The organism is Pseudonocardia sp. GCM10023141 (assembly GCF_042653605.1).
This window is the reverse complement of sequence record NZ_JBHSIR010000068.1, coordinates 292,077-308,998: the sequence shown is the minus strand read 5'-3', so window position 1 is coordinate 308,998 and position 16,922 is coordinate 292,077. Positions and strand designations below refer to the sequence as shown.

General features: G+C 72.6%; 17 protein-coding genes and 1 pseudogene. 6 read left to right on the top strand and 12 right to left on the bottom strand.

The genetic code is table 11. From position 1 onward, the window contains the following. Positions 1-235: 235 nt before the first annotated feature. Positions 236-1,681, top strand: coding sequence for a beta-propeller fold lactonase family protein (locus ACFPFQ_RS40850; RefSeq protein WP_379628625.1), 1,446 nt, complete (start codon positions 236-238; stop codon positions 1,679-1,681). Between the two features lie 99 nt (positions 1,682-1,780). Here ACFPFQ_RS40850 and ligC read toward each other — a convergent pair. Then, positions 1,781-1,984, bottom strand: a pseudogene (gene ligC / locus ACFPFQ_RS40845) (ATP-dependent DNA ligase); the annotation flags it as partial. A gap of 66 nt (positions 1,985-2,050) precedes the next feature. Next, a complete protein-coding gene (locus ACFPFQ_RS40840; RefSeq protein WP_379628624.1) occupies positions 2,051-2,803 on the bottom strand; it encodes an aldehyde dehydrogenase family protein in 753 nt (250 codons plus the stop codon). Here ACFPFQ_RS40840 and ACFPFQ_RS40835 point away from each other — a divergent pair. The 5 genes from ACFPFQ_RS40835 to ACFPFQ_RS40815 are packed head-to-tail and all read left to right on the top strand — an operon-like array spanning position 2,802 to position 7,702. Continuing rightward, a complete protein-coding gene (locus ACFPFQ_RS40835; RefSeq protein WP_379628623.1) occupies positions 2,802-4,037 on the top strand; it encodes an amidohydrolase family protein in 1,236 nt (411 codons plus the stop codon). The two genes, ACFPFQ_RS40840 and ACFPFQ_RS40835, sit on opposite strands and share 2 nt — an antisense overlap. Positions 4,038-4,085: 48 nt before the next feature. Continuing rightward, positions 4,086-5,153 carry an NAD(P)-dependent alcohol dehydrogenase gene (locus ACFPFQ_RS40830; RefSeq protein WP_379628622.1) on the top strand — a complete coding sequence of 356 codons (1,068 nt, stop codon included), beginning with the start codon at positions 4,086-4,088 and terminating at the stop codon, positions 5,151-5,153. Beyond that, positions 5,150-6,835 (top strand): thiamine pyrophosphate-binding protein, encoded by a 1,686-nt coding sequence (locus ACFPFQ_RS40825; RefSeq protein ID WP_379628621.1) that lies wholly within the window; start codon positions 5,150-5,152, stop codon positions 6,833-6,835. Before ACFPFQ_RS40830 ends, ACFPFQ_RS40825 begins: the two co-directional genes overlap by 4 nt. Continuing rightward, on the top strand, positions 6,832-7,260 hold the full coding sequence (locus ACFPFQ_RS40820) for an aldehyde dehydrogenase family protein (protein ID WP_379628620.1): 429 nt from the start codon (positions 6,832-6,834) through the stop codon (positions 7,258-7,260). Before ACFPFQ_RS40825 ends, ACFPFQ_RS40820 begins: the two co-directional genes overlap by 4 nt. After that, positions 7,241-7,702 (top strand): aldehyde dehydrogenase family protein, encoded by a 462-nt coding sequence (locus ACFPFQ_RS40815; protein ID WP_379628636.1) that lies wholly within the window; start codon positions 7,241-7,243, stop codon positions 7,700-7,702. The genes ACFPFQ_RS40820 and ACFPFQ_RS40815 overlap by 20 nt, the downstream gene beginning before the upstream one ends. Here ACFPFQ_RS40815 and ACFPFQ_RS40810 read toward each other — a convergent pair. The 10 genes from ACFPFQ_RS40810 to ACFPFQ_RS40765 all read right to left on the bottom strand — a co-directional run bounded on the left by ACFPFQ_RS40810 (position 7,651) and on the right by ACFPFQ_RS40765 (position 16,917). Continuing rightward, complete coding sequence (locus tag ACFPFQ_RS40810; protein ID WP_379628619.1) at positions 7,651-8,505, bottom strand: IclR family transcriptional regulator; 855 nt, start codon at positions 8,503-8,505, stop codon at positions 7,651-7,653. The two genes, ACFPFQ_RS40815 and ACFPFQ_RS40810, sit on opposite strands and share 52 nt — an antisense overlap. A 106-nt stretch (positions 8,506-8,611) precedes the next feature. Then, complete coding sequence (locus tag ACFPFQ_RS40805) at positions 8,612-9,163, bottom strand: hypothetical protein (RefSeq protein WP_379628618.1); 552 nt, start codon at positions 9,161-9,163, stop codon at positions 8,612-8,614. Then, the gene (locus tag ACFPFQ_RS40800; protein ID WP_379628617.1) at positions 9,150-10,406 is read right to left on the bottom strand and encodes an aconitase family protein; all 1,257 of its coding nucleotides are present in this window, start codon (positions 10,404-10,406) and stop codon (positions 9,150-9,152) included. The genes ACFPFQ_RS40805 and ACFPFQ_RS40800 overlap by 14 nt, the downstream gene beginning before the upstream one ends. A gap of 144 nt (positions 10,407-10,550) precedes the next feature. Then, the gene (locus ACFPFQ_RS40795) at positions 10,551-10,949 is read right to left on the bottom strand and encodes an isocitrate lyase/phosphoenolpyruvate mutase family protein (protein ID WP_379628616.1); all 399 of its coding nucleotides are present in this window, start codon (positions 10,947-10,949) and stop codon (positions 10,551-10,553) included. Beyond that, positions 10,946-11,170, bottom strand: a complete 225-nt coding sequence (locus tag ACFPFQ_RS40790; protein ID WP_379628615.1) for an isocitrate lyase/phosphoenolpyruvate mutase family protein — start codon at positions 11,168-11,170, stop codon at positions 10,946-10,948. Before ACFPFQ_RS40790 ends, ACFPFQ_RS40795 begins: the two co-directional genes overlap by 4 nt. Before the next feature lie 204 nt (positions 11,171-11,374). Then, a complete protein-coding gene (locus ACFPFQ_RS40785) occupies positions 11,375-11,785 on the bottom strand; it encodes an alpha/beta fold hydrolase (protein ID WP_379628614.1) in 411 nt (136 codons plus the stop codon). Further along, on the bottom strand, positions 11,785-12,960 hold the full coding sequence (locus ACFPFQ_RS40780; RefSeq protein ID WP_379628613.1) for an acyl-CoA dehydrogenase family protein: 1,176 nt from the start codon (positions 12,958-12,960) through the stop codon (positions 11,785-11,787). The genes ACFPFQ_RS40785 and ACFPFQ_RS40780 overlap by 1 nt, the downstream gene beginning before the upstream one ends. Positions 12,961-12,986: 26 nt before the next feature. Continuing rightward, positions 12,987-13,403, bottom strand: coding sequence for a tannase/feruloyl esterase family alpha/beta hydrolase (locus ACFPFQ_RS40775; protein WP_379628612.1), 417 nt, complete (start codon positions 13,401-13,403; stop codon positions 12,987-12,989). Between the two features lie 71 nt (positions 13,404-13,474). Beyond that, positions 13,475-14,209, bottom strand: a complete 735-nt coding sequence (locus ACFPFQ_RS40770) for an ABC transporter ATP-binding protein (RefSeq protein WP_379628611.1) — start codon at positions 14,207-14,209, stop codon at positions 13,475-13,477. Continuing rightward, positions 14,206-16,917 (bottom strand): ABC transporter permease subunit, encoded by a 2,712-nt coding sequence (locus tag ACFPFQ_RS40765; RefSeq protein ID WP_379628610.1) that lies wholly within the window; start codon positions 16,915-16,917, stop codon positions 14,206-14,208. Before ACFPFQ_RS40765 ends, ACFPFQ_RS40770 begins: the two co-directional genes overlap by 4 nt. Between the last annotated feature and the right edge of the window lie 5 nt (positions 16,918-16,922).

Here is a 16,922-nt window from a genome sequence, read left to right as displayed (position 1 = left end):
ACCGCCAGCGACGCCCGCACCAAACTCCGACACCTCTACCCCGAATCTTAGAAGCGACGCTCTACTAGTTCGAGTGAGGGATTACTCGATATGACTGTGGTCGGTCGTTTCGTGTCGCGTCGCGCCGTCGGTGGGGATAGCGAGGGTCGTAGTGACGGCAGAGGCGTGGGGGCTGCGGAGATTCGGTGGGGTGCTCGCTGCCGGGATTCCTGCGTGGCGTTCGAGGGGGGTGTCCGTGTCGGCGTCCGATGGTTGTGACGACGAGGTTTGGGCTGCGCGCGGGTCGGAACGTGCATCTGCGGGTGCAGCGAAGGCGGACGTCAGTGGCGCGGCTGGTGATCCCGATCAGGGCTCGTCGGCGGAGAGCCTGGCCACTGGTGGTGTGACCGGTGGCCGATCAGAGGACGGCTCCTGCGGTGCGTCCGACAGCGGTCTTGAAGGCTCGGGGGGTCGTCCGTCTCGCGAGGTCGAGCAACCACTGGAGTCGGCCGACATTCCGCGCAACCCTCCGATAGCGCAGTTCCCGCCGGCGGGCCTGCCACCCGGTCAGACTGATCGGTGGCCGCTTCAGGAACCACCGCCGAAGCGGTCTGGCGGCTGGAAGAGGTTGGCAGCCTTGCTGGGTGTGGTGGCCCTGCTGGTTGTTGCCGCCGGGGTGGGGTGGTTCCTCTACGACCGCTCGCAACCTCGTCCGCTCGTGCGGACCTACGTCGCCCCGCAGGTCCTGGGTGACCCCATCCCGGTCGGCGACGGCCCGGACGCGGTGGCGTTCACCCCGGACGGCACCCGCGCGTACGTCACCAACTACGAGGACGGCACGGTCACGGTGATCGATGTGGCCAGCGGGCAGCCCAGCGGGACCCCGATCCCGGTCGGCGACAACCCGCGAGGGGGGTTCAACGGCGGCAGACCGACCGCGGTGGCATTCACTCCGGACGGCACCCGCGCGTACGTCACCACCTTGGATGACGGGATCACCGTGATCGATGTAGCGAGCGGGCAGCCTGACCCGAACCCGATCCGCCGACTTCGCTACACCTTTGGCGTGGCGTTCACCCCCGACGGCACCCGCGCCTACGTCACCAACAACGACGACAACACGGTCGCGGTGATCGATGTGGCGAGCGGGCGGCCCGACCCCACCCGGATCCCCGTCGGCCTTGCCCCTTCGGGGGTGGCGTTTACTCCGGATGGCACCCGCGCATACGTTGCCAACACCGACGCCAACACGGTCACGGTGATCGATGTGGCGAGCGGGCGGCCCGACCCGACCCCGATCCCCGTCGGTATCGAACCCCGAGGGGTGGCCTTCAGCCCGGACGGCACCCGCGCTTACGTCACCAACGGAAGAGACAGCACCCTCTCGGTGATCGATGTGGCGAGCGGGCGGCCCGACCCCACCCCGGTTCCCCTGGGTCCAGATCGAGCACGCAAATTCCCGCTAGGGGTGGCGTTCAGCCCGGACGGCACCCGCGCTTATGTCGCCAACAACTTCGCCAACACGGTCACGGTGATCGATGTGGCGAGCGGGCGACCGGACCCGACCCCGATCCCCGTCGGCCTCGCCCCTTCGGAGGTGGCGTTCACCCCGGACGGCACCCGCGCGTACGTCACCAACTCCACCTCCGACACTGTCACAGTGATCGACACAGGATTGCGTTTCGTCCCTGCCGAGCGCTAGCACAGCCAGAGATCGACCCCGAGCCAGCGTTGGGACCGCTGGCGAGGGCGAACCAGCCGTGATCGCGGCGCGTGCGGTGACCCAGATGACGCTGTCCAAGACCGTGCCTGGCGGGAGCTGCTCCCGCGCCGCCTCGACGACCTCGGGGAAGTACCGGGTCAACGGCCGCCGTTGCCGCGACTGCAGCACCACCCGCCGATCGCGTGTGTGAAACAGGATCACCCTGAAGCCGTCGAGCTTGGGCTCCCAGGACAGGACACCGCGCTCGTCGTCAGGAAGCTCGGTGGCTGCGTCCGCCAGCATCGGCTGCACCGGCGGGCGCAGCTCGACCAGACCTGCAGACGACACCACCGCACGACACTAGACACATCACAGCCCGCTGACCTGCAGCAGGGGCCCGTTCCGCCCGGCGATGGCGCCGACGACGCCGAGCGGCTGGCGCAGCGTGTACTGGAGCTGCGTGCCCGGGGCCGGCGCGGTTCGGCCGTAGATCTTCGTCGGCCACCCGGCGTGGTTGCGGAGGACCTCGACGCAGTGGCCGATCATCCACCGGGTCTGCGTGAGCGGGCCACCCATCTCGAGCGACTCGAGGACGGCCAGCTCCTCGGCATGGGTCTCGACGACGTCCGCGACCTCCAGCATCAACTGGGTGCGTCGGAACGGCGCGATGCCCGCCCAGGCGGGGTCCTCGAACGCGCGCCGGGCGACGGCGACGGCCGCGTCGACGTCCGCGGGCCCGGCCGCGCCGAGGGTCGCCAGCGGCTGCCCAGTGACGGGGTCGACGGTCTCGAAGGTGCGCCCGCTGAGCGGGTCGGCGTCGGCCCCGCCGATGGCGAAGCCCTTGGTCCCGGCGAGGAAGTCCGGCCGCGGGCGGGCGTCGGCGCGGACGTGCAGCGGTTCGATCACGTGGTCCTCCTCGAGTGCATCGGGAGGACTCAACAGCAGCGGTGCGCCGTCGGCGACCGGCTCGTACCGGCTGGCGGGATGGTCGTCCCCGGGATCCGGGTCCTGGTGGTCGGCCGGGGTGGCGTCCCGATGAACGGGACGGAACCGGAGTCGGGCGTTCTTGCACGGCGAATAGTGGCCGGGCGGGAACTTCGAGGTGGAGGTTGAACAACCCATGGCCGACCAGCACACGCCGTCCGACCGGATCGTTGTCATCTCGGCGGACACGCACGGGGGTGCCGAGCTCCGCGAGTACAAGGACTACCTGCCGCAGGAGTGGCACGAGCGGTTCGACGCGTGGGCCGGTAGCTACGAATCCCCGTGGGACGACCTTGTCAACGACACGAAGTTCAAGAACTGGGACAGCGACCGGCGGATACAGCAGCTCGAGGAGGACGGGATCGCCGCCGAGGTGCTGATCCCGAACACGATCCCGCCGTTCTTCCCGACCATCCAGAACATCGTGAGCCTGCCCACCACCCGGGACGAGTACGAGCGCCGGATGGCCGGGTTGCGGGCGCACAACCGGTGGGCCGAGGAGTTCTGTAAGCGGACGCCGGGCCGCCGCAGGGCGCTGTTCCAGATCTTTCCGAACGACGTCGACGACGCCATCGTCGAGGTCGAGTGGGCCGCCCGCACCGGGGTCGCCGCGGGTGTCCTCATGCCGGGCATCCCGCCGAACCACCCGGCCGGGGCGCTGTACGACTCGCGGCTGGACCCGCTGTGGGAGCGGTGCGCCGCGCTCGACATCCCGGTGTGCCAGCACGAGGGCACCGGCATCCCGGACTACCCGGACCACCCCGCCAGCGCCGGCATCTCCTCCTACGAGCAGAGCTACTTCGCGCAGCGCAGCCTGTGGACGCTGATCCTCGGCGGCGTCTTCGAGCGGCACCCGAACCTGAAGTACACCTTCATCGAGCAGGGCGTGAACTGGATCCCGCAGGCGCTCGACCGGCTGGACAACACGATCGCTGCCGCGAAGAAGCGTCCGTGGGCGGACATGTTCTTCCGCGGCGCCTACGAGGCGCTCAGCATGACGGCGTGGGAGTACTGGCACCGCAACTGCTACGTGGGGCACCCGCTGCGCCCGGTCGAGGTCGAGGACTTCGTCCAGCTCGGCACCGACCACATCATGTGGGGCTCGGACTACCCGCACACCGACGCGACGTCGCCGTACTCCCGCGAGGCGATCCGGCTGACCCTCGCCGACGTCGACGAGGAGGTGGTCCGCAAGATCCTCGGCGGTAACGCGGCGACCGTCTTCGGGTTCGACGTCGAGGCCCTGCAGCCCGTCGCCGACCGGATCGGGCCGACGCTGGAGGAGGTCCGGCAGCCGCTGGCGCGTACGGACTACCCGGACGCGGAGTGGTTCCACATCCGGGCCGAGGTCCGCTCCACGGTGCTCGGCTGAGCTGATGACGAGCACTCCGCTTCCGGCGGGCACCTGCCGGGGCGTGCGATGACGCGCCCCGCGGTCGGGCTCGCCGTCCACACCCCCGGCGGTCCTGTCCGGCCATGGTCGTTCGAGCGCCGGGACCTGCGCCCGCACGACGTCGCCGTCGCGATCACCCACTGCGGGGTCTGCCACAGCGACGTCGAGGCGATCCACGGTGTGCGCGCGCCGGACCTGCCGCTCGTGCCCGGTCACGAGTTCGTCGGGCGGGTGAGCGCCGCCGGCGGGTCCGTCACGCGGTTCCGGGTCGGCGACGCGGTGGCGGTCGGCAACAGCGTCGACTCGTGCGGCGCGTGCGAGGAATGCCTGGCCGGCTACGAGAACCACTGCTCGGGCGGCGGCCCCACCCGGACCTACTGGGGCGTCGACCGGCACGACGGGCGGCGCACCCAGGGCGGCTGGAGCACCGAGTACGTCGCGTCGGAGACGTGGGTCCACCACCTCCCGGACGTGCTCGACCCGGCGGCCGCCGCGCCGCTGATGTGCGCGGGGATCACGACGTGGGAGGCGCTGCGGCACTGGGCGGTCGGGCCCGGGACGACCGTCGGGGTCGTCGGTATCGGCGGGCTCGGCCACCTCGGCGTGAAGTTCGCGAAGGCGCTGGGCGCCGAGGTCGTGGCGTTCACGCTCGCCCCGGAGCGCGTGGCCGACATCAAGGCGCTGGGCGCCGACGACGTCGTCGTGTCCGCCGATCCCGATGCGCTCGCCGCGCAGGCCCGCCGGTTCGACTTCGTGCTGGACACCGCGTCCGGGCCGCACGACCTCGCGCCCTACCTGCGGTCCTTGCGCCTGCACGGCACGCTGTGCCTCCTCGGCATCACCCCCGTTGTGGAGATCGAGACCCGCGCGCTGCGCGTCGGGCGGCACAGCCTCTCCGGTTCGGGGACCGGCAGCCCGGCCCGGGTGCAGGAGATGCTGGCCTTCTGCGCCGAGCATGGCATCGTCGCCGACGTCGACGTCCTGCCCTCGGCGCAGGTGGCCACCGCGCTGGACCGGCTGGAGCGCGGGGACGTGTCGTACCGCATCGTCCTAGATCTCGCCGACCTCGCCGACCTCGCGACGGTGACCGCGTGACCGGCGCCGTCACCGGCGGCCGGCTGCTGGTCGACGCGCTGGTCGCGCACGGCGTCGATCGCGTCTTCGGCGTGCCGGGGGAGAGCTACCTCGCGGTGCTGGACGCCCTGCACGACGTCCGCGACACCGTCCCGTACGTCACCTGCCGCCAGGAGGGCGGCGCAGCGATGATGGCAGAGGCCGACGGCAAGCTCACCGGGCGCCCGGGAATCTGCTTCGTCACCCGCGGGCCGGGCGCGACGAACGCGAGCGCGGGCGTGCACGTGGCGGCGCAGGACTCGACCCCGATGATCCTCTTCATCGGCCAGGTCGGGCGCCGCGACACCGAGCGCGAGGCGTTCCAGGAGATCGACTACCGGCGCATGTTCGGCTCGATCGCGAAGTGGGTCGGCCAGATCGACACCGCGGCCCGGGTGCCGGAGTACGTGGCGCGCGCCTTCGCGGTCGCGCAGTCCGGGCGCCCGGGACCGGTCGTGCTGGCGCTGCCGGAGGACGTGCTGACCGAGGTGGTGGAGCCGCCGCGCGTGCCCGTCGCGGCGCCTGCCGAGACGTACCCGTCGGCCGACCAGATGCACGCTCTCGGTGCCGCGCTCGCCGCGGCACAGCGGCCCCTCGTCGTCGTCGGCGGAACGCGGTGGGATCTCGACTCGGCCAAGGCGTTCGAGCGGTTCGTCGCGGCGTGGGACCTGCCGGTCGCCGCTGCGTTCCGCCAGCAGGACCGGTTCGACAACACCCATCCCTGCTACGTCGGCAGCTTCGGCGTCGGCGGCGATCCCGCACTCGGCGACCGCGCTGCGGCCGCCGACCTGGTGCTCGTCGCCGGGGCGCGGCTCGACGAGCTCAGCACGGACGGGTACCGCCTGCTGGACGCGCCGCCGCCGCGCCGGCTCGTGCACGTCCACGCCGGTGCGGAGGAGCTCGGCAAGGTCTACCCCCCGTGGCTCGCCGTGAACGCCACGCCGCTCGGGTTCGCGAGCATGCTGCACCTCGCCGAACCACCGCGGCCGGCGCCGTGGTCGGCGTGGCGGGAAGAGGCCCGCGCGGCCTTCGAGCGCTGGCAGGAACCCCCACCGAGCAGCGACGACCTGGACCTGCCGCGCGTCGTGCGCTGGCTCGCCGAGCACCTGCCGGCCGACGCCGTGGTCACCAACGGCGCCGGCAACCACACCGCGTGGGTGCACCGCTTCCACGCTTACCGCGGCCTCGGCACGCAGCTGGCCCCGGTCAGCGGTTCGATGGGGTACGGCCTGCCGGCCGCGGTCGCCGCGAAGCTGCGGCACCCGGAGCGGACGGTGGTGTGCGTCGCCGGCGACGGCGACTTCCTGATGCACGGCCAGGAGCTCGCGACCGCGGCGCAGTACGGCGCGAACGTCGTCGTGGTCGTCGTGGACAACGCCATGTACGGCACGATCCGCATGCACCAGGAGCTCCGGCACCCGGGCCGGGTCATCGGGACGGACCTGAAGAGCCCGGACTTCGTCGCGCTCGCACGGGCGTTCGACTGCCACGCCGAGCGGGTGGCGACCACCGAGCAGTTCCCGGACGCCTTCGCGCGCGCCGTCGCGGCGGGGGACCGGCCGGCGCTGCTGCACCTCCCCGTCTCGCGGGAGGCGCTGACGCACACCCGGACGCTGAGCGAGGTCCGGACCGCGGGCCGCGCGGCAGCGGGACCGGCGCGATGACCGTGCTCACGAGCGTCGACCCGTACCGGCCGGGCGACGTGGTCGCGCAGCGCCCGGCGACCGGGCCGGTCGAGATCGAGCGCGCCGTCGGCCGCGCCGAGCGGGCCGGCCGCGAATGGTGCCGCACGCCCGGTCCGGCCCGGGCCCGGGCCCTGCACGCCGCGGCCGCCGAGCTCGACGCGCGCCGCGCCGAGTTCGGCGCGCTCCTGGTGCGGGAGGTCGGGAAACCGGTCGGCGAGGCGGCCGGGGAGGTGCAGCGCAGCATCGACCTGCTGCACTACCACGCGACCACCTCGGTGCTCGCCGACGGCGACCACCTGCCCGGTGCGGAGCCGGGCGCGCTGAGCTTCACCATCCGCCGGCCGCTGGGCACCGTCGCAGCCGGGCACCGTCGTCGGGCCGCTCATCAGCGCCGCAGCACGTGACGGCGCGCTGGACGCTCTCGCCACCAGCGCGGGGCGCACCCTGGCCGGCGGCTCCGCGCTGCCCACCGGGTTCCTCATGCAGCCGACCCTGGTGGAGGTCGACCCCGGCGACGCGCTGCTCGCCGACGAGGTGTTCGCCCCGGTGGCCGCGCTCGTCGCCGCCGCCGACGCCGAAGACGCCTTCGCCCTCGCGTCGGCCACGCCGTACGGCCTGGCGGCGAGCGTGTACACCCGGGACCTCGCCGCGGCGCTGCGCTTCACCGAGCAGGCCGAGGCCGGCATGGTGCGGGTCAACTCCGCCACCACCGGGGCGGACTACTGGGCGCCCTTCGGCGGGACGAAGGCGTCCTCGTACGGGCCGCGGGAGCAGGGCCGCGCTGCCCGCGACTTCTACACCTGGGACCGCACCGTGGCGTTCGGTGGCGGGGTCGCCGGGCGGTAGCCGTGGTAGCGCGAGATCCCGAGCGCCGCGGCGCGCACCGCAGCCGCGAAGTCCTTGGCATGGAACTTGGTGCGCGGCGCGGTGATCGAGATCGCGGCGATGCTCTCGCCGTTGGCGTCGAGGATGAGGGCGGCGACGCAGCGCACCCCCACCGTGCCCTCCTCGCGGTCGAAGGCGACGCCGATCCGGGCGATCTCGGACAGCTGCCGGCGCAGCAGCTCCGGCGAGGTGATCGTGTTGCTCGTGGCCGCGGGCAGCCCGGTGGCGATCATCTGTTCCACGGTCTCCTCGGGGGAGAACGCGAGGATCGCCTTGCCGAGCGAGCACTGGTGAGCCGCGATGCGCACGCCCACCTGAGAGACCGCGCCGGCCGTCTCGTGACCCGCGAGCTTCGCCGCGCAGACGATGTCGGTGCCCTCCAGGACACCGAGGTGGATCGTCTGGCGCGTCGCGGTGTAGAGGTCGGCCATGAACGGTGTCGCCTCGCGCCGCAGCCGCGTCTGGGCCGGGACCAGCCCACCGAGCTCGAACAGCCGTATGCCCAGCTGCAGGCCGGAGTCGGTGCGGACGAGCGCCCCCCAGCCCACGAGGGTGCGGGAGATCCGGTGGACCGTCGAGCGCGGTAGCCGGGTCCGGGCGCTGAGGGTGCTGATCGTCGCTCCGCCCTGCGACGCCGCGACGGCGTCCAGGATGATGAACGCCTTCGCGACCAGCGACGTCTCGCCGTGGGGTCCGTCGTCGGTCGGGTCATCTACCGGGTTGTCATCGGAGCCCGCTGTGTGTATTCCTTCGTGACCGCGCAACGCTGTTACTCCTTCCCGGTGCCGGCCACCCGCCCTGGACAGGGACGTCCGTGTCCAGCTCAGTGCACGCGCCGGTCTGGCACGCAGGTGTGGCCCGCGACACAGGTCAGACGATCGACGCGCGGCGCCGAGCTGCGAGCCGCGCGAGCGTGGCCGCCTCGAGACCCCCGGCGTCGAGGATCTCCAGGACGATCTCGGCGACGGGCGCGCACCGGCGGGTCGCACCGGTGCGGTGGTTGCGAACGGCGCCGGTGCGGAGGTCGACCTCCAGCTCGTCACCGATCTCGACGAGGCCGGCGAGATCGCTGCCGTACGTCCAGGCGGGGAAGCCCTCGTTGATCGCCGTGCGCTGGAAACTGGCGTTGAAGCTGACCGCGAACACCGCCGCGACGCCGCGCTGCTGCAGCGCCTTAACCGCCTGCAGGTGGTAGTGCGCGTGCCCCTTCCCGAACGACGAGCCGGCGACCAGCAGGTCGCCTGCTCCGATGTCGTCGGCGAAGGCCAGCCCGGACTCCTCGAACAGGTGTTCCTCGGCCGCCACCCAGTCGGCGGTCCGCCGGAAGTCGAACCGGTTCGGCACGAGTTCGTGGCAGCCGAACCCGTCGCCGAGCTTCCAGGCACGGCCCCTGATCGACGGCAGACCCCTACGCGACGGCATCGATGGGCTCCCCGAGGTAGGGACCGGGGTCGGTGATCCGGCCGGCGATCGCCGAGGCCGCCACGACCGCCGGGTCGCTGATGTAGATGTCGGCCTCCGCGCTGCCCATGCGGCCCCGGTTGTTCTCCACCGACGTCGTGATGCACCGCTCGCCCGGTTCGAGCAGCAGCGGCGACTGGTTGCCGGCGAAGCACGCGCCGCAGCCCGGCGTGGTGACGGTGATACCGGCGGCCAACATCGTCGCCAGGTAGCCGCGGCGGGCGGCCTCCGCGGCCACGAGCGACGAGATCGGCGTGACGACGAACCGCACCGCAGGGTGCACCGTCCGCCCGTCGACGATCTGCGCGACGAGCGCGAGATCGTCGATGCGCGCCGACGAGCACGAGCCCACGTACGCCGCAGTGACCCCGAGCCCCTCCAGCTCGGCCACGGGGCGGGCCGCCGCGGTGTTGTCCGGGCCGCGCACCTGCCGCCGCACGTCGCCGAGATCGACGACGACCTGTGCGGCGTAATGGGCATCGTGAGCCGGGGAGACGGGCTCGTAGGCGTACTTCGCGTGCCCGGCGACGTGGTCGTGCAGGGCACGGTCCGGGGGGAAGATCATGGAGAGGGCGCCCAGGTTGTTGGCGACGTTGGCGATGCCGAGCCGGGTGTCGATCGACAGGTGCTCGATCGCCGGGCCGCTGAACTCGACGATGGCGCCCTCGGCGACGCCGGCCAGCACCTGCTGCAGGTGCTCGGTGACGTCCTTGGCCACGAAGCCCGGCGGCATCCGGCCCTCCAGCCGCACCGACACGCACTCCGGGACGATCAGCCAGACGTCCCCGGTCGCGAGCGTGTTGTGCGTGCTCTCGTTGGTGGCGAGCGCGAGGCAGTTCATCGCGCCCATTGTCGCGGCCTGGGTGTCGCCGCCGGCGAACACGGCGCCCGGCAGCGCCCAGCCGTGCTCGGCGGGGATCTGGTGCGAGAGCCCGTGCCTGCCGATGCCGAAGAAGTTCTCCGGCGGGATGCCCTGGGCGGCGAGGAATTCGCGCTTGGCCTGGTGCAGCGCGGGCATGCGGACGCGGTCCAGGTGGTCGAAGGTCAGGATAATGCGGGTGGGGTCCCACACGGTGTGCTCGCCGTCCGCGAGGAAACCGAGGGGAGTGCCGTCGGTCATGCACACCACGTCGACCGGCACCCGCACGGCGTCACCGGGCACGACCTCGCGTCCGCAGCGGCGGGCCAGTATCTGTCCGGCCATGGTGCCTTTCACAGCAGCGTTCCCTTCATCGCAGCGTCCCCTTCACAGCAGCGTCCCCTTCACAGCAGCGTCCCCTTCACAGCAGCGTCCCCTTCACAGCAGCGTCCCCTTCACAGCAGCGTCCCCTTCACAGCAGCGTCCCCCTCATGGCAGCAACCGCCGCCACGCCGGCGCGTCGACGGTCTCGTCGATCTGGGCGCGGACCTCGTGCCAGGTCGCGAGCGACCGGTCGGTGCGCTTCGTCCGCAGCTCCTCCAGCAGCCCGCGCACGGCCGCGTAGGCGACGCGGAACGCGCTGCTGGAGTGGACGACGACCTTCGCCCCGTCGCGTTCCGAGGTCGTCAGCTGATCGGGAGCGCCCGGGTCCGGGATGAACGTGTTCACCAGCGGCCGGTCGATCGCCGAGGCGACGCGGGCGACGTCGGACGGGTGCAGGTTGGCGGCGAACACCAGGTCGGCACCGGCGGCGGCGTACGCGCCGAGGCGGTCGATCGCCTCGGCCAGGCTGCCACCGGCCGCCACCGCGTCGGTCCGGGCGGTCACGAGCAGGCCCCGTCGTCGAGGTCCGCGATGATCGGAAGGTCCACGGCGGCGGCGATCGCGCTGGCATGCGCGACGAGCTCGGGGACGGAGACCAGCCCGGTGTCGGGCAGGCCGTAGGCCACCGACGCGATGCTGTACCCGCCCACGTAGCCGGCATCGAAGCCGAGCTGCTCGACGAGCTTCGCGGTGAGCACGTCGGCGGCGCCGGGCGCGATGACCAAGCCGGGTTCGGCGAGCCGGCGGGTTCGCCGGCTTCCGCCGGTAGAGCGCGTCGTAGGTCCGCCTGCTCCACTCGATGGCGCCGGGCCGCTGCGACTGCTCCCACCGTCGCTCGACCAGCTCGTCGGTGAGGATGGCGCGGTCGAACACCATCGTCTCGAGCCACGCCACCAGTGCGGCGCGGGTGGGGTCGTCGTTGAAGTCCATCAGGCGCTTGATGCCCTCGCTCGGCGCGGGGGAGAAGACGCTGAGCGGGCGAGCAGGGCCAGCTGGGCGGCGACGCCCGCGCCCATCGAGTTGCCCAGGAAGTGCGCCTGCCCGACGCCGAGCTCGTCGAGCAGCCCGAGCACGGCCGGCGCCGCCAGTGCCGGGTAGGGGCGGTCGAGCTCGGCGGGGATGTAGCTGCCGCCGTAGCCGGGCATGTCGACGACGAGGCACCGGAACCGGGAGCCGAAGACGGCCAGGTTGTCGGCGAAGTTGCTCCAGCCGCTGACCCCCGGCCCGGACCCGTGCAGCAGGACCAGCGGCGGCCCGGAACCGTGCTCGTGGAAGTGCAGCCCCGCCGCCGAGGTGCGGCTGGTCTCGTCGAACGTCGGCTGCTGCGCGAGGGCGGTCATCAGATGAGGGCCTCTTCGAGGGGACGGTTCATGACGTGGTTGGCGAAGCTGGCCATCGTCGGGCCGGGCACGTTGATCGCGTGGACGAGGCCGGCGTGGGCATCGCGCCACAACCGCTGCAGCGGGTTGTTCTCGGTGCGCAGCGCGCCCGCCCCGGAGCGGGCGAACAGCTCGTCGACCGCCTGGACCGCGCGCCAGCTGCTGCGCACCTGGTCGCGCCGCGACCGCACGCGCAGGTCCATCGGGATCGGCCGGCCGGCGGCGATGAGCGCACCGACCTCGGAGAGGTTGGCGAACAGCTGCGCCCGGCTGGCGGCGATCTCGGCGGCCGCGTGCCCGATGGCGGCGTTGGAGTGCGGGTCGTCGGCGTAGGGCTTGCCGCCGCGCGGCTGCGCACGCTCGCGCTGGCGGGTAAGCACGCAGTCGAGCGCGCCCTCGGCGATGCCGATGATCGAGGCGGTGATCGCGTTGGGGAAGACCGACGAGAAGGGGTAGCGGAACGTCGGCGGCAGGTGCTCGCGCCCGCTCGGGTCGACCACGTCCGCGCTGTCCATCACCCGGTACGCCGGGACGAACGCGTCCTGTACCACGATGTCGTTGCTCCCGGTGCCGCTCAGCCCGACGACGTGCCAGGTGTCCGGCACGACCTCGTAGTCGGCGCGGGGGACCAGCATGTGCAGGATCACCGGCGGATCCACCCGCTCGCCCTCGGCGTCGCCGAGGAACGCGCCGAGGAAGATCCAGTCGCAGTGGTCGCTGCCGGAGGAGAACTGCCACCGCCCGCTCAGCACGTAGCCGCCGTCGACCTGGCGGGCGATCCCGCCCGGCATGTAGGTGGAGCTGATCCACGTGTCCGGGTCGTCCCCCCACACCTCTTCCTGCGCCTTCTCCGGCAGCAGGCCCAGCTCCCACGGGTGCACCCCGACGATCCCGCTGACCCATCCCGAGGACCCGCAGCAGGAGGCGATCTCCATGACGGCGCGGAAGAACACCTGCGGCTCGGCCTCGTAACCGCCGTGGCGCCGGGGCTGCAGGAGCCGGATCACGCCGGTGTCCCGGAGGTCTTTCGCGGTCGCATCCGGCAGCCGGCGCAGGCGCTCGGCGTCGTCGGCCCGGCGGATCAACGTGTCCTTGATCCCGGCGATCCGGTCCAGGACCACGTGCTGCTCAGTCATCAGTTCTCCTCCGCGACGTGCTGTCCTCAGGATGGTCGAAACGCGATCCCGGTCGGCCCGACCCGTACCGGCCACCGGGACGGCATCGGGCGGCCGTGATCGGCGGGCGTGGGCCGGGGCACGAGCCAGTCGAGCGTCCCGTGCACGAGGATGAGCTTCCCGCCGTGGTCGACGAAGTCGTCGATGTCGGGATCGGTGGCGTCGAAGAGCGCGGACAGGCGCGCGAGGCGATCGCGGTGCCGAGCCGGGTCGAAGTCCACCGCGCTCGCATCGCCGTCCTGCTGGAAGGGCCCGGAGAGGGCGGAGCACCGTGCCGCCGCATCGCCCACTGCGACGGGAGCCGGCGTGCGCCGGCCTGATCCGCTCGACGGGGCCGGTTCGGCGCAGGCAGCGGTGCCGAGGGCCAGTGCTGCGATCACCGCCGCTGTCGGTCGTCTGGGCATGCCCGGTCTCCCAGCGCTCGAAGGGATCATGTGCAGCGCTCGGGCGAGCGACCGCAGCGGCGCGGTGCGGCTCACCGGGACGGTGCGGTGGCGGCGGCGGCCGGGCCGAGGTACCCGGCGGTGAGCCGGTCCTCGTCCAGCCCGGAGGCCGGTCCGGCGTAGGTCGACCCACCGTGGTCCAGGAGGAACACGACGTCGGCCATGCCGAGGACGCGACTGACGTACTGCTCGACGATGAGCAGTGCGACGTCGCTGTCGGCCAGGGCGCGGACGGCGGCGTAGATCTCGTCGACCACGCGGGGCGCGAGCCCGATCGACACCTCGTCGAGCAGGACGACCTTCCAGCTGGCCATGAAGGCGCGCGACATGGCCAGCATCTGCTGTTCGCCGCCGGACAGGCTGCCGGCGGACTGGCGGCTGCGCCGGCCGAGCACCGGGAACACCGCGATCGCCCGGGCGACGGCGTCGTCCACCGGCACCCAGGGCGGTGCCTGGATGCGCAGGTTCTCTCCGACGCTCAGGTTGCGGAAGATGCCGCGGCCCTCGGGCACCATGCACAGGCCGAGCCGCGCCCGCTGGTGCGGCGGGGTGCGGGTGACGTCCTCCCCGGCCAGCACGACGGTGCCGGTGCCGGGCCGGAGCAACCCCGCCGCGGTGCGCATCACCGTGGTCTTGCCGGCCCCGTTCGGGCCGAGCAGCGCGCCGATCGCCCCGGCCGGCAGCGCGAGGTCCAGGTCGTGGAGCATCGTGGCCTTGCCGTAGCCGGCCCGCACGTCGCGCAGTTCGAGCGCGTTCACGGTGGTCACGACCCACCTCCACCGATCGAGGCGGCGGCGAGCGCGTCGTCCTCGACGGCGGCGTCGCCGAGGTACGCGGCGCGCACGGTGGGCGAGGCGAGGATCTGCGCGGGTGGCCCCTCGGCGATCAGGCGGCCGAAGTCGAGCACGTAGAGGTAGGAGCACAGCCGGCTGACCAGGGAGATGTCGTGCTCCACGAGCAGGACCGCCACCTCGCGCTCGCGGACCACCCGCTCGATGACGTCGCCGAAGCGCGCCGACTCGACGCGGTCCAGACCCGCCGACGGCTCGTCGAGCAGCAGGACGTGGAACGGCCCGGCCAGGCAACGGGCGAGTTCCACCAGCCGGCGCTGACCGGTCGACAGCGATCCCACGACGCGGTCGGCGAGCTCGCCGAGGCCGCACAGCTCGATCGCGTCGGCGGCAGCGGCGGCGACGTGGGCCCGGTCGGTCCGTGCGCTCCACACGTGGCGCAGCGGGTTGCTCCCGGCGATGGCGCCCTCGGCGCCGAGCGCGACGTTCTCGCGCACCGTGCGGGACTCGAACAGCGCCATCTGCTGGAACGAGCGGCCGAGGCCGCGGCGCGCCCGCGGCCCCAGGCCGCTGCGGCCGAGATCGTGCCCGTCGAGCAGCACGCGCCCGGACGCGGGGCGGACCATCCCGCAGCACGCGTTGAAGGTCGTGGTCTTGCCGGCGCCGTTGGGGCCGATGAGCCCGGTGATGCGGTGCGCCGGGACGCTCAGCGAGACGCCGTCGACCGCCGTGTGTCCGCCGAAGCGCACGTGGACGTCGATGACCTCGACGGGCGTGGCGGTGGCGCTGCGGCGGAGGGCGGGATGCGGCGGCGCAGCCACAGGTCGGGCCGGCTCGGTGCGGCGGCGGGAGCGGTGCAGGCGGGCCACCCACTTCGGCTCGCCGCCCTGTCCGCCGTGCGCGGCGACGAGTGCGTAGGTCGCGGCGCCGAGCCCGAACAGCAGCATGAGCCAGTTCGCGGTGTCCGGGTCGTCCAGGTAGGACGGGACGAGGCCGATGCCGGCGGCGGCGAGCACCGCGTACCACGGCGAGCCGCCCGGGTTGATCACGACGAGCACGAAGAACGTCAGCGACAGCAGCGGCCCGTACGACGATGCGGTCACGACCTGCTGGCCCGCGCCGCCCAGCACACCGGCGAACGCGGCCAGGAAGGCGGACAGGCAGAACACCAGCACGCGGGCGACGTTCACCGAGACCCCGGTCGCCTCCAGCCCGCGGGGGCTGTCGTTCAGCGCGCCGAGCAGCCGGCCGAGGCGGCTTCGGGTGACCGCGGTGACGAGCAGCGCCACGACCACGGTGAGCGCGAGGACGAGGTAGAAGTAGCCCTCGTCGGTGGCCAGCCAGCCGTCGGCCGGACGGTCCACGTGAATCGTCGCGCCCTCGTTCCCGAACAGGTACGGCAACGGGAAGAACAGGTAGGTCACGACGATGGCGAAGCCGAACGTCGCGAGCGCGAGGTACAGCCCGGAGAGCCGGATCGCCGGGATCGCGAGCAGCGCACCGACGGGGACGGTCATGGCCGAGGCGAGCAGGAGCGTGACCCCCCACGGCAGGTCGAGGAGCTCGCTGAGCTGGGCGAAGGCGCACACCCCGAGCGCCATGAAGGTGACGTGGCCCAGCGACACCTGGCCGGAGAGCCGGGTGAGCAGCCCGAGCGACAGGAACAGTACGACGTGGGCCAGCGCCAGCGTGTAGTCGCCCAGGTGGAACCCGGCGTACACCGGCGCGAGCACGACGACGGCGATCAGCGCGAGCCCTCCACCGGCCTGGATCGCGCCGGGCATGCGCCACGCCGGTGCGCGCGGCGGCGCGAGCAGCGTCCGGTGGCCGAGCACCCGCTTCGGCGAGAGCAGCAGCACCAGGAACAGGATGATGAACGGCAGCGCGCTGGGCAGGCCACTGAGCGGCCCGTCCGGGAAGTACCTCGTCGATAGCGCGGACGCGACACCGATGATCAGGCCGCCGAGGTAGGTGCGCGGCAGGCTGGTGAACGACCCCACCGCGGCGGCGCCGAAAGCCTGGACGACGAGCAGCGTGAGGGTCGTGCCGTCCAGCTGGACCAGCGGCGCAATCGCGACCCCGGAGGCGGCGGCGAAGGTCGCGCCGATGCTCCAGCCCCACCGGCGGGCCCCGGCGGGGCTGCGCCCGGCGAGGTCCAGCAGCCCGGCGTCGTCGACGACCGCTCGCATGGCCAGCCCGGTCCGGGTGAGGTTGAACAGCAGGAACAGTCCGACGCTCGCGAGGAGCGCGACCGCGACGACGATCAGCTGCGCCGTGGTGACGACGGTCGAGCCGATGTCGATGGGGTCCTCGGGGAGGAACTGCGCGACGGTTCGGATCCGGTCCGTTCCGAAGATCAGCGTGACCGCGGCGTCGACGATGAGGACGACGCCGACCGTCGCGGTGACCTGGACGGCCAGCGGCGCGCCGGGCAGCGTCCGGGTGAGCAGTTCGAGCAGGTGGCCCATCGCGGGGCCGGCCACGAGGACCGCGATCGCGGCGGCCACCGGCCAGGCGACCTGGAGCTCGACGTTCAGCGTGTAGAAGACGAACGCGGCGACCGTGGCGAGTGCGCCGTGCGCGAAGTTGAAGACCCCGGAGGTCTTGTACGTCAGCACGAGCCCGACACCGGCCAGGCTGTAGACGGATCCGAGCACGACTCCGACGACGATGTAGGAGAGCATCAGCG

What these genes read in the sequence shown, in the direction of transcription:
- ACFPFQ_RS40835 (WP_379628623.1), top strand. Translation starts at nt 2,802, where the DNA reads ATGGCCGACCAGCACACGCCGTCCGACCGGATCGTTGTCATCTCGGCG.
- ACFPFQ_RS40785 (WP_379628614.1), bottom strand. Translation starts at nt 11,785, where the DNA reads ATGACCGCCCTCGCGCAGCAGCCGACGTTCGACGAGACCAGCCGCACC.
- ACFPFQ_RS40830 (WP_379628622.1), top strand. Translation starts at nt 4,086, where the DNA reads ATGACGCGCCCCGCGGTCGGGCTCGCCGTCCACACCCCCGGCGGTCCT.
- ACFPFQ_RS40765 (WP_379628610.1), bottom strand. Translation starts at nt 16,917, where the DNA reads ATGCTCTCCTACATCGTCGTCGGAGTCGTGCTCGGATCCGTCTACAGC.
- ACFPFQ_RS40820 (WP_379628620.1), top strand. Translation starts at nt 6,832, where the DNA reads ATGACCGTGCTCACGAGCGTCGACCCGTACCGGCCGGGCGACGTGGTC.
- ACFPFQ_RS40780 (WP_379628613.1), bottom strand. Translation starts at nt 12,960, where the DNA reads ATGACTGAGCAGCACGTGGTCCTGGACCGGATCGCCGGGATCAAGGAC.
- ACFPFQ_RS40840 (WP_379628624.1), bottom strand. Translation starts at nt 2,803, where the DNA reads ATGGGTTGTTCAACCTCCACCTCGAAGTTCCCGCCCGGCCACTATTCG.
- ACFPFQ_RS40775 (WP_379628612.1), bottom strand. Translation starts at nt 13,403, where the DNA reads ATGCCCAGACGACCGACAGCGGCGGTGATCGCAGCACTGGCCCTCGGC.
- ACFPFQ_RS40805 (WP_379628618.1), bottom strand. Translation starts at nt 9,163, where the DNA reads ATGCCGTCGCGTAGGGGTCTGCCGTCGATCAGGGGCCGTGCCTGGAAG.
- ACFPFQ_RS40800 (WP_379628617.1), bottom strand. Translation starts at nt 10,406, where the DNA reads ATGGCCGGACAGATACTGGCCCGCCGCTGCGGACGCGAGGTCGTGCCC.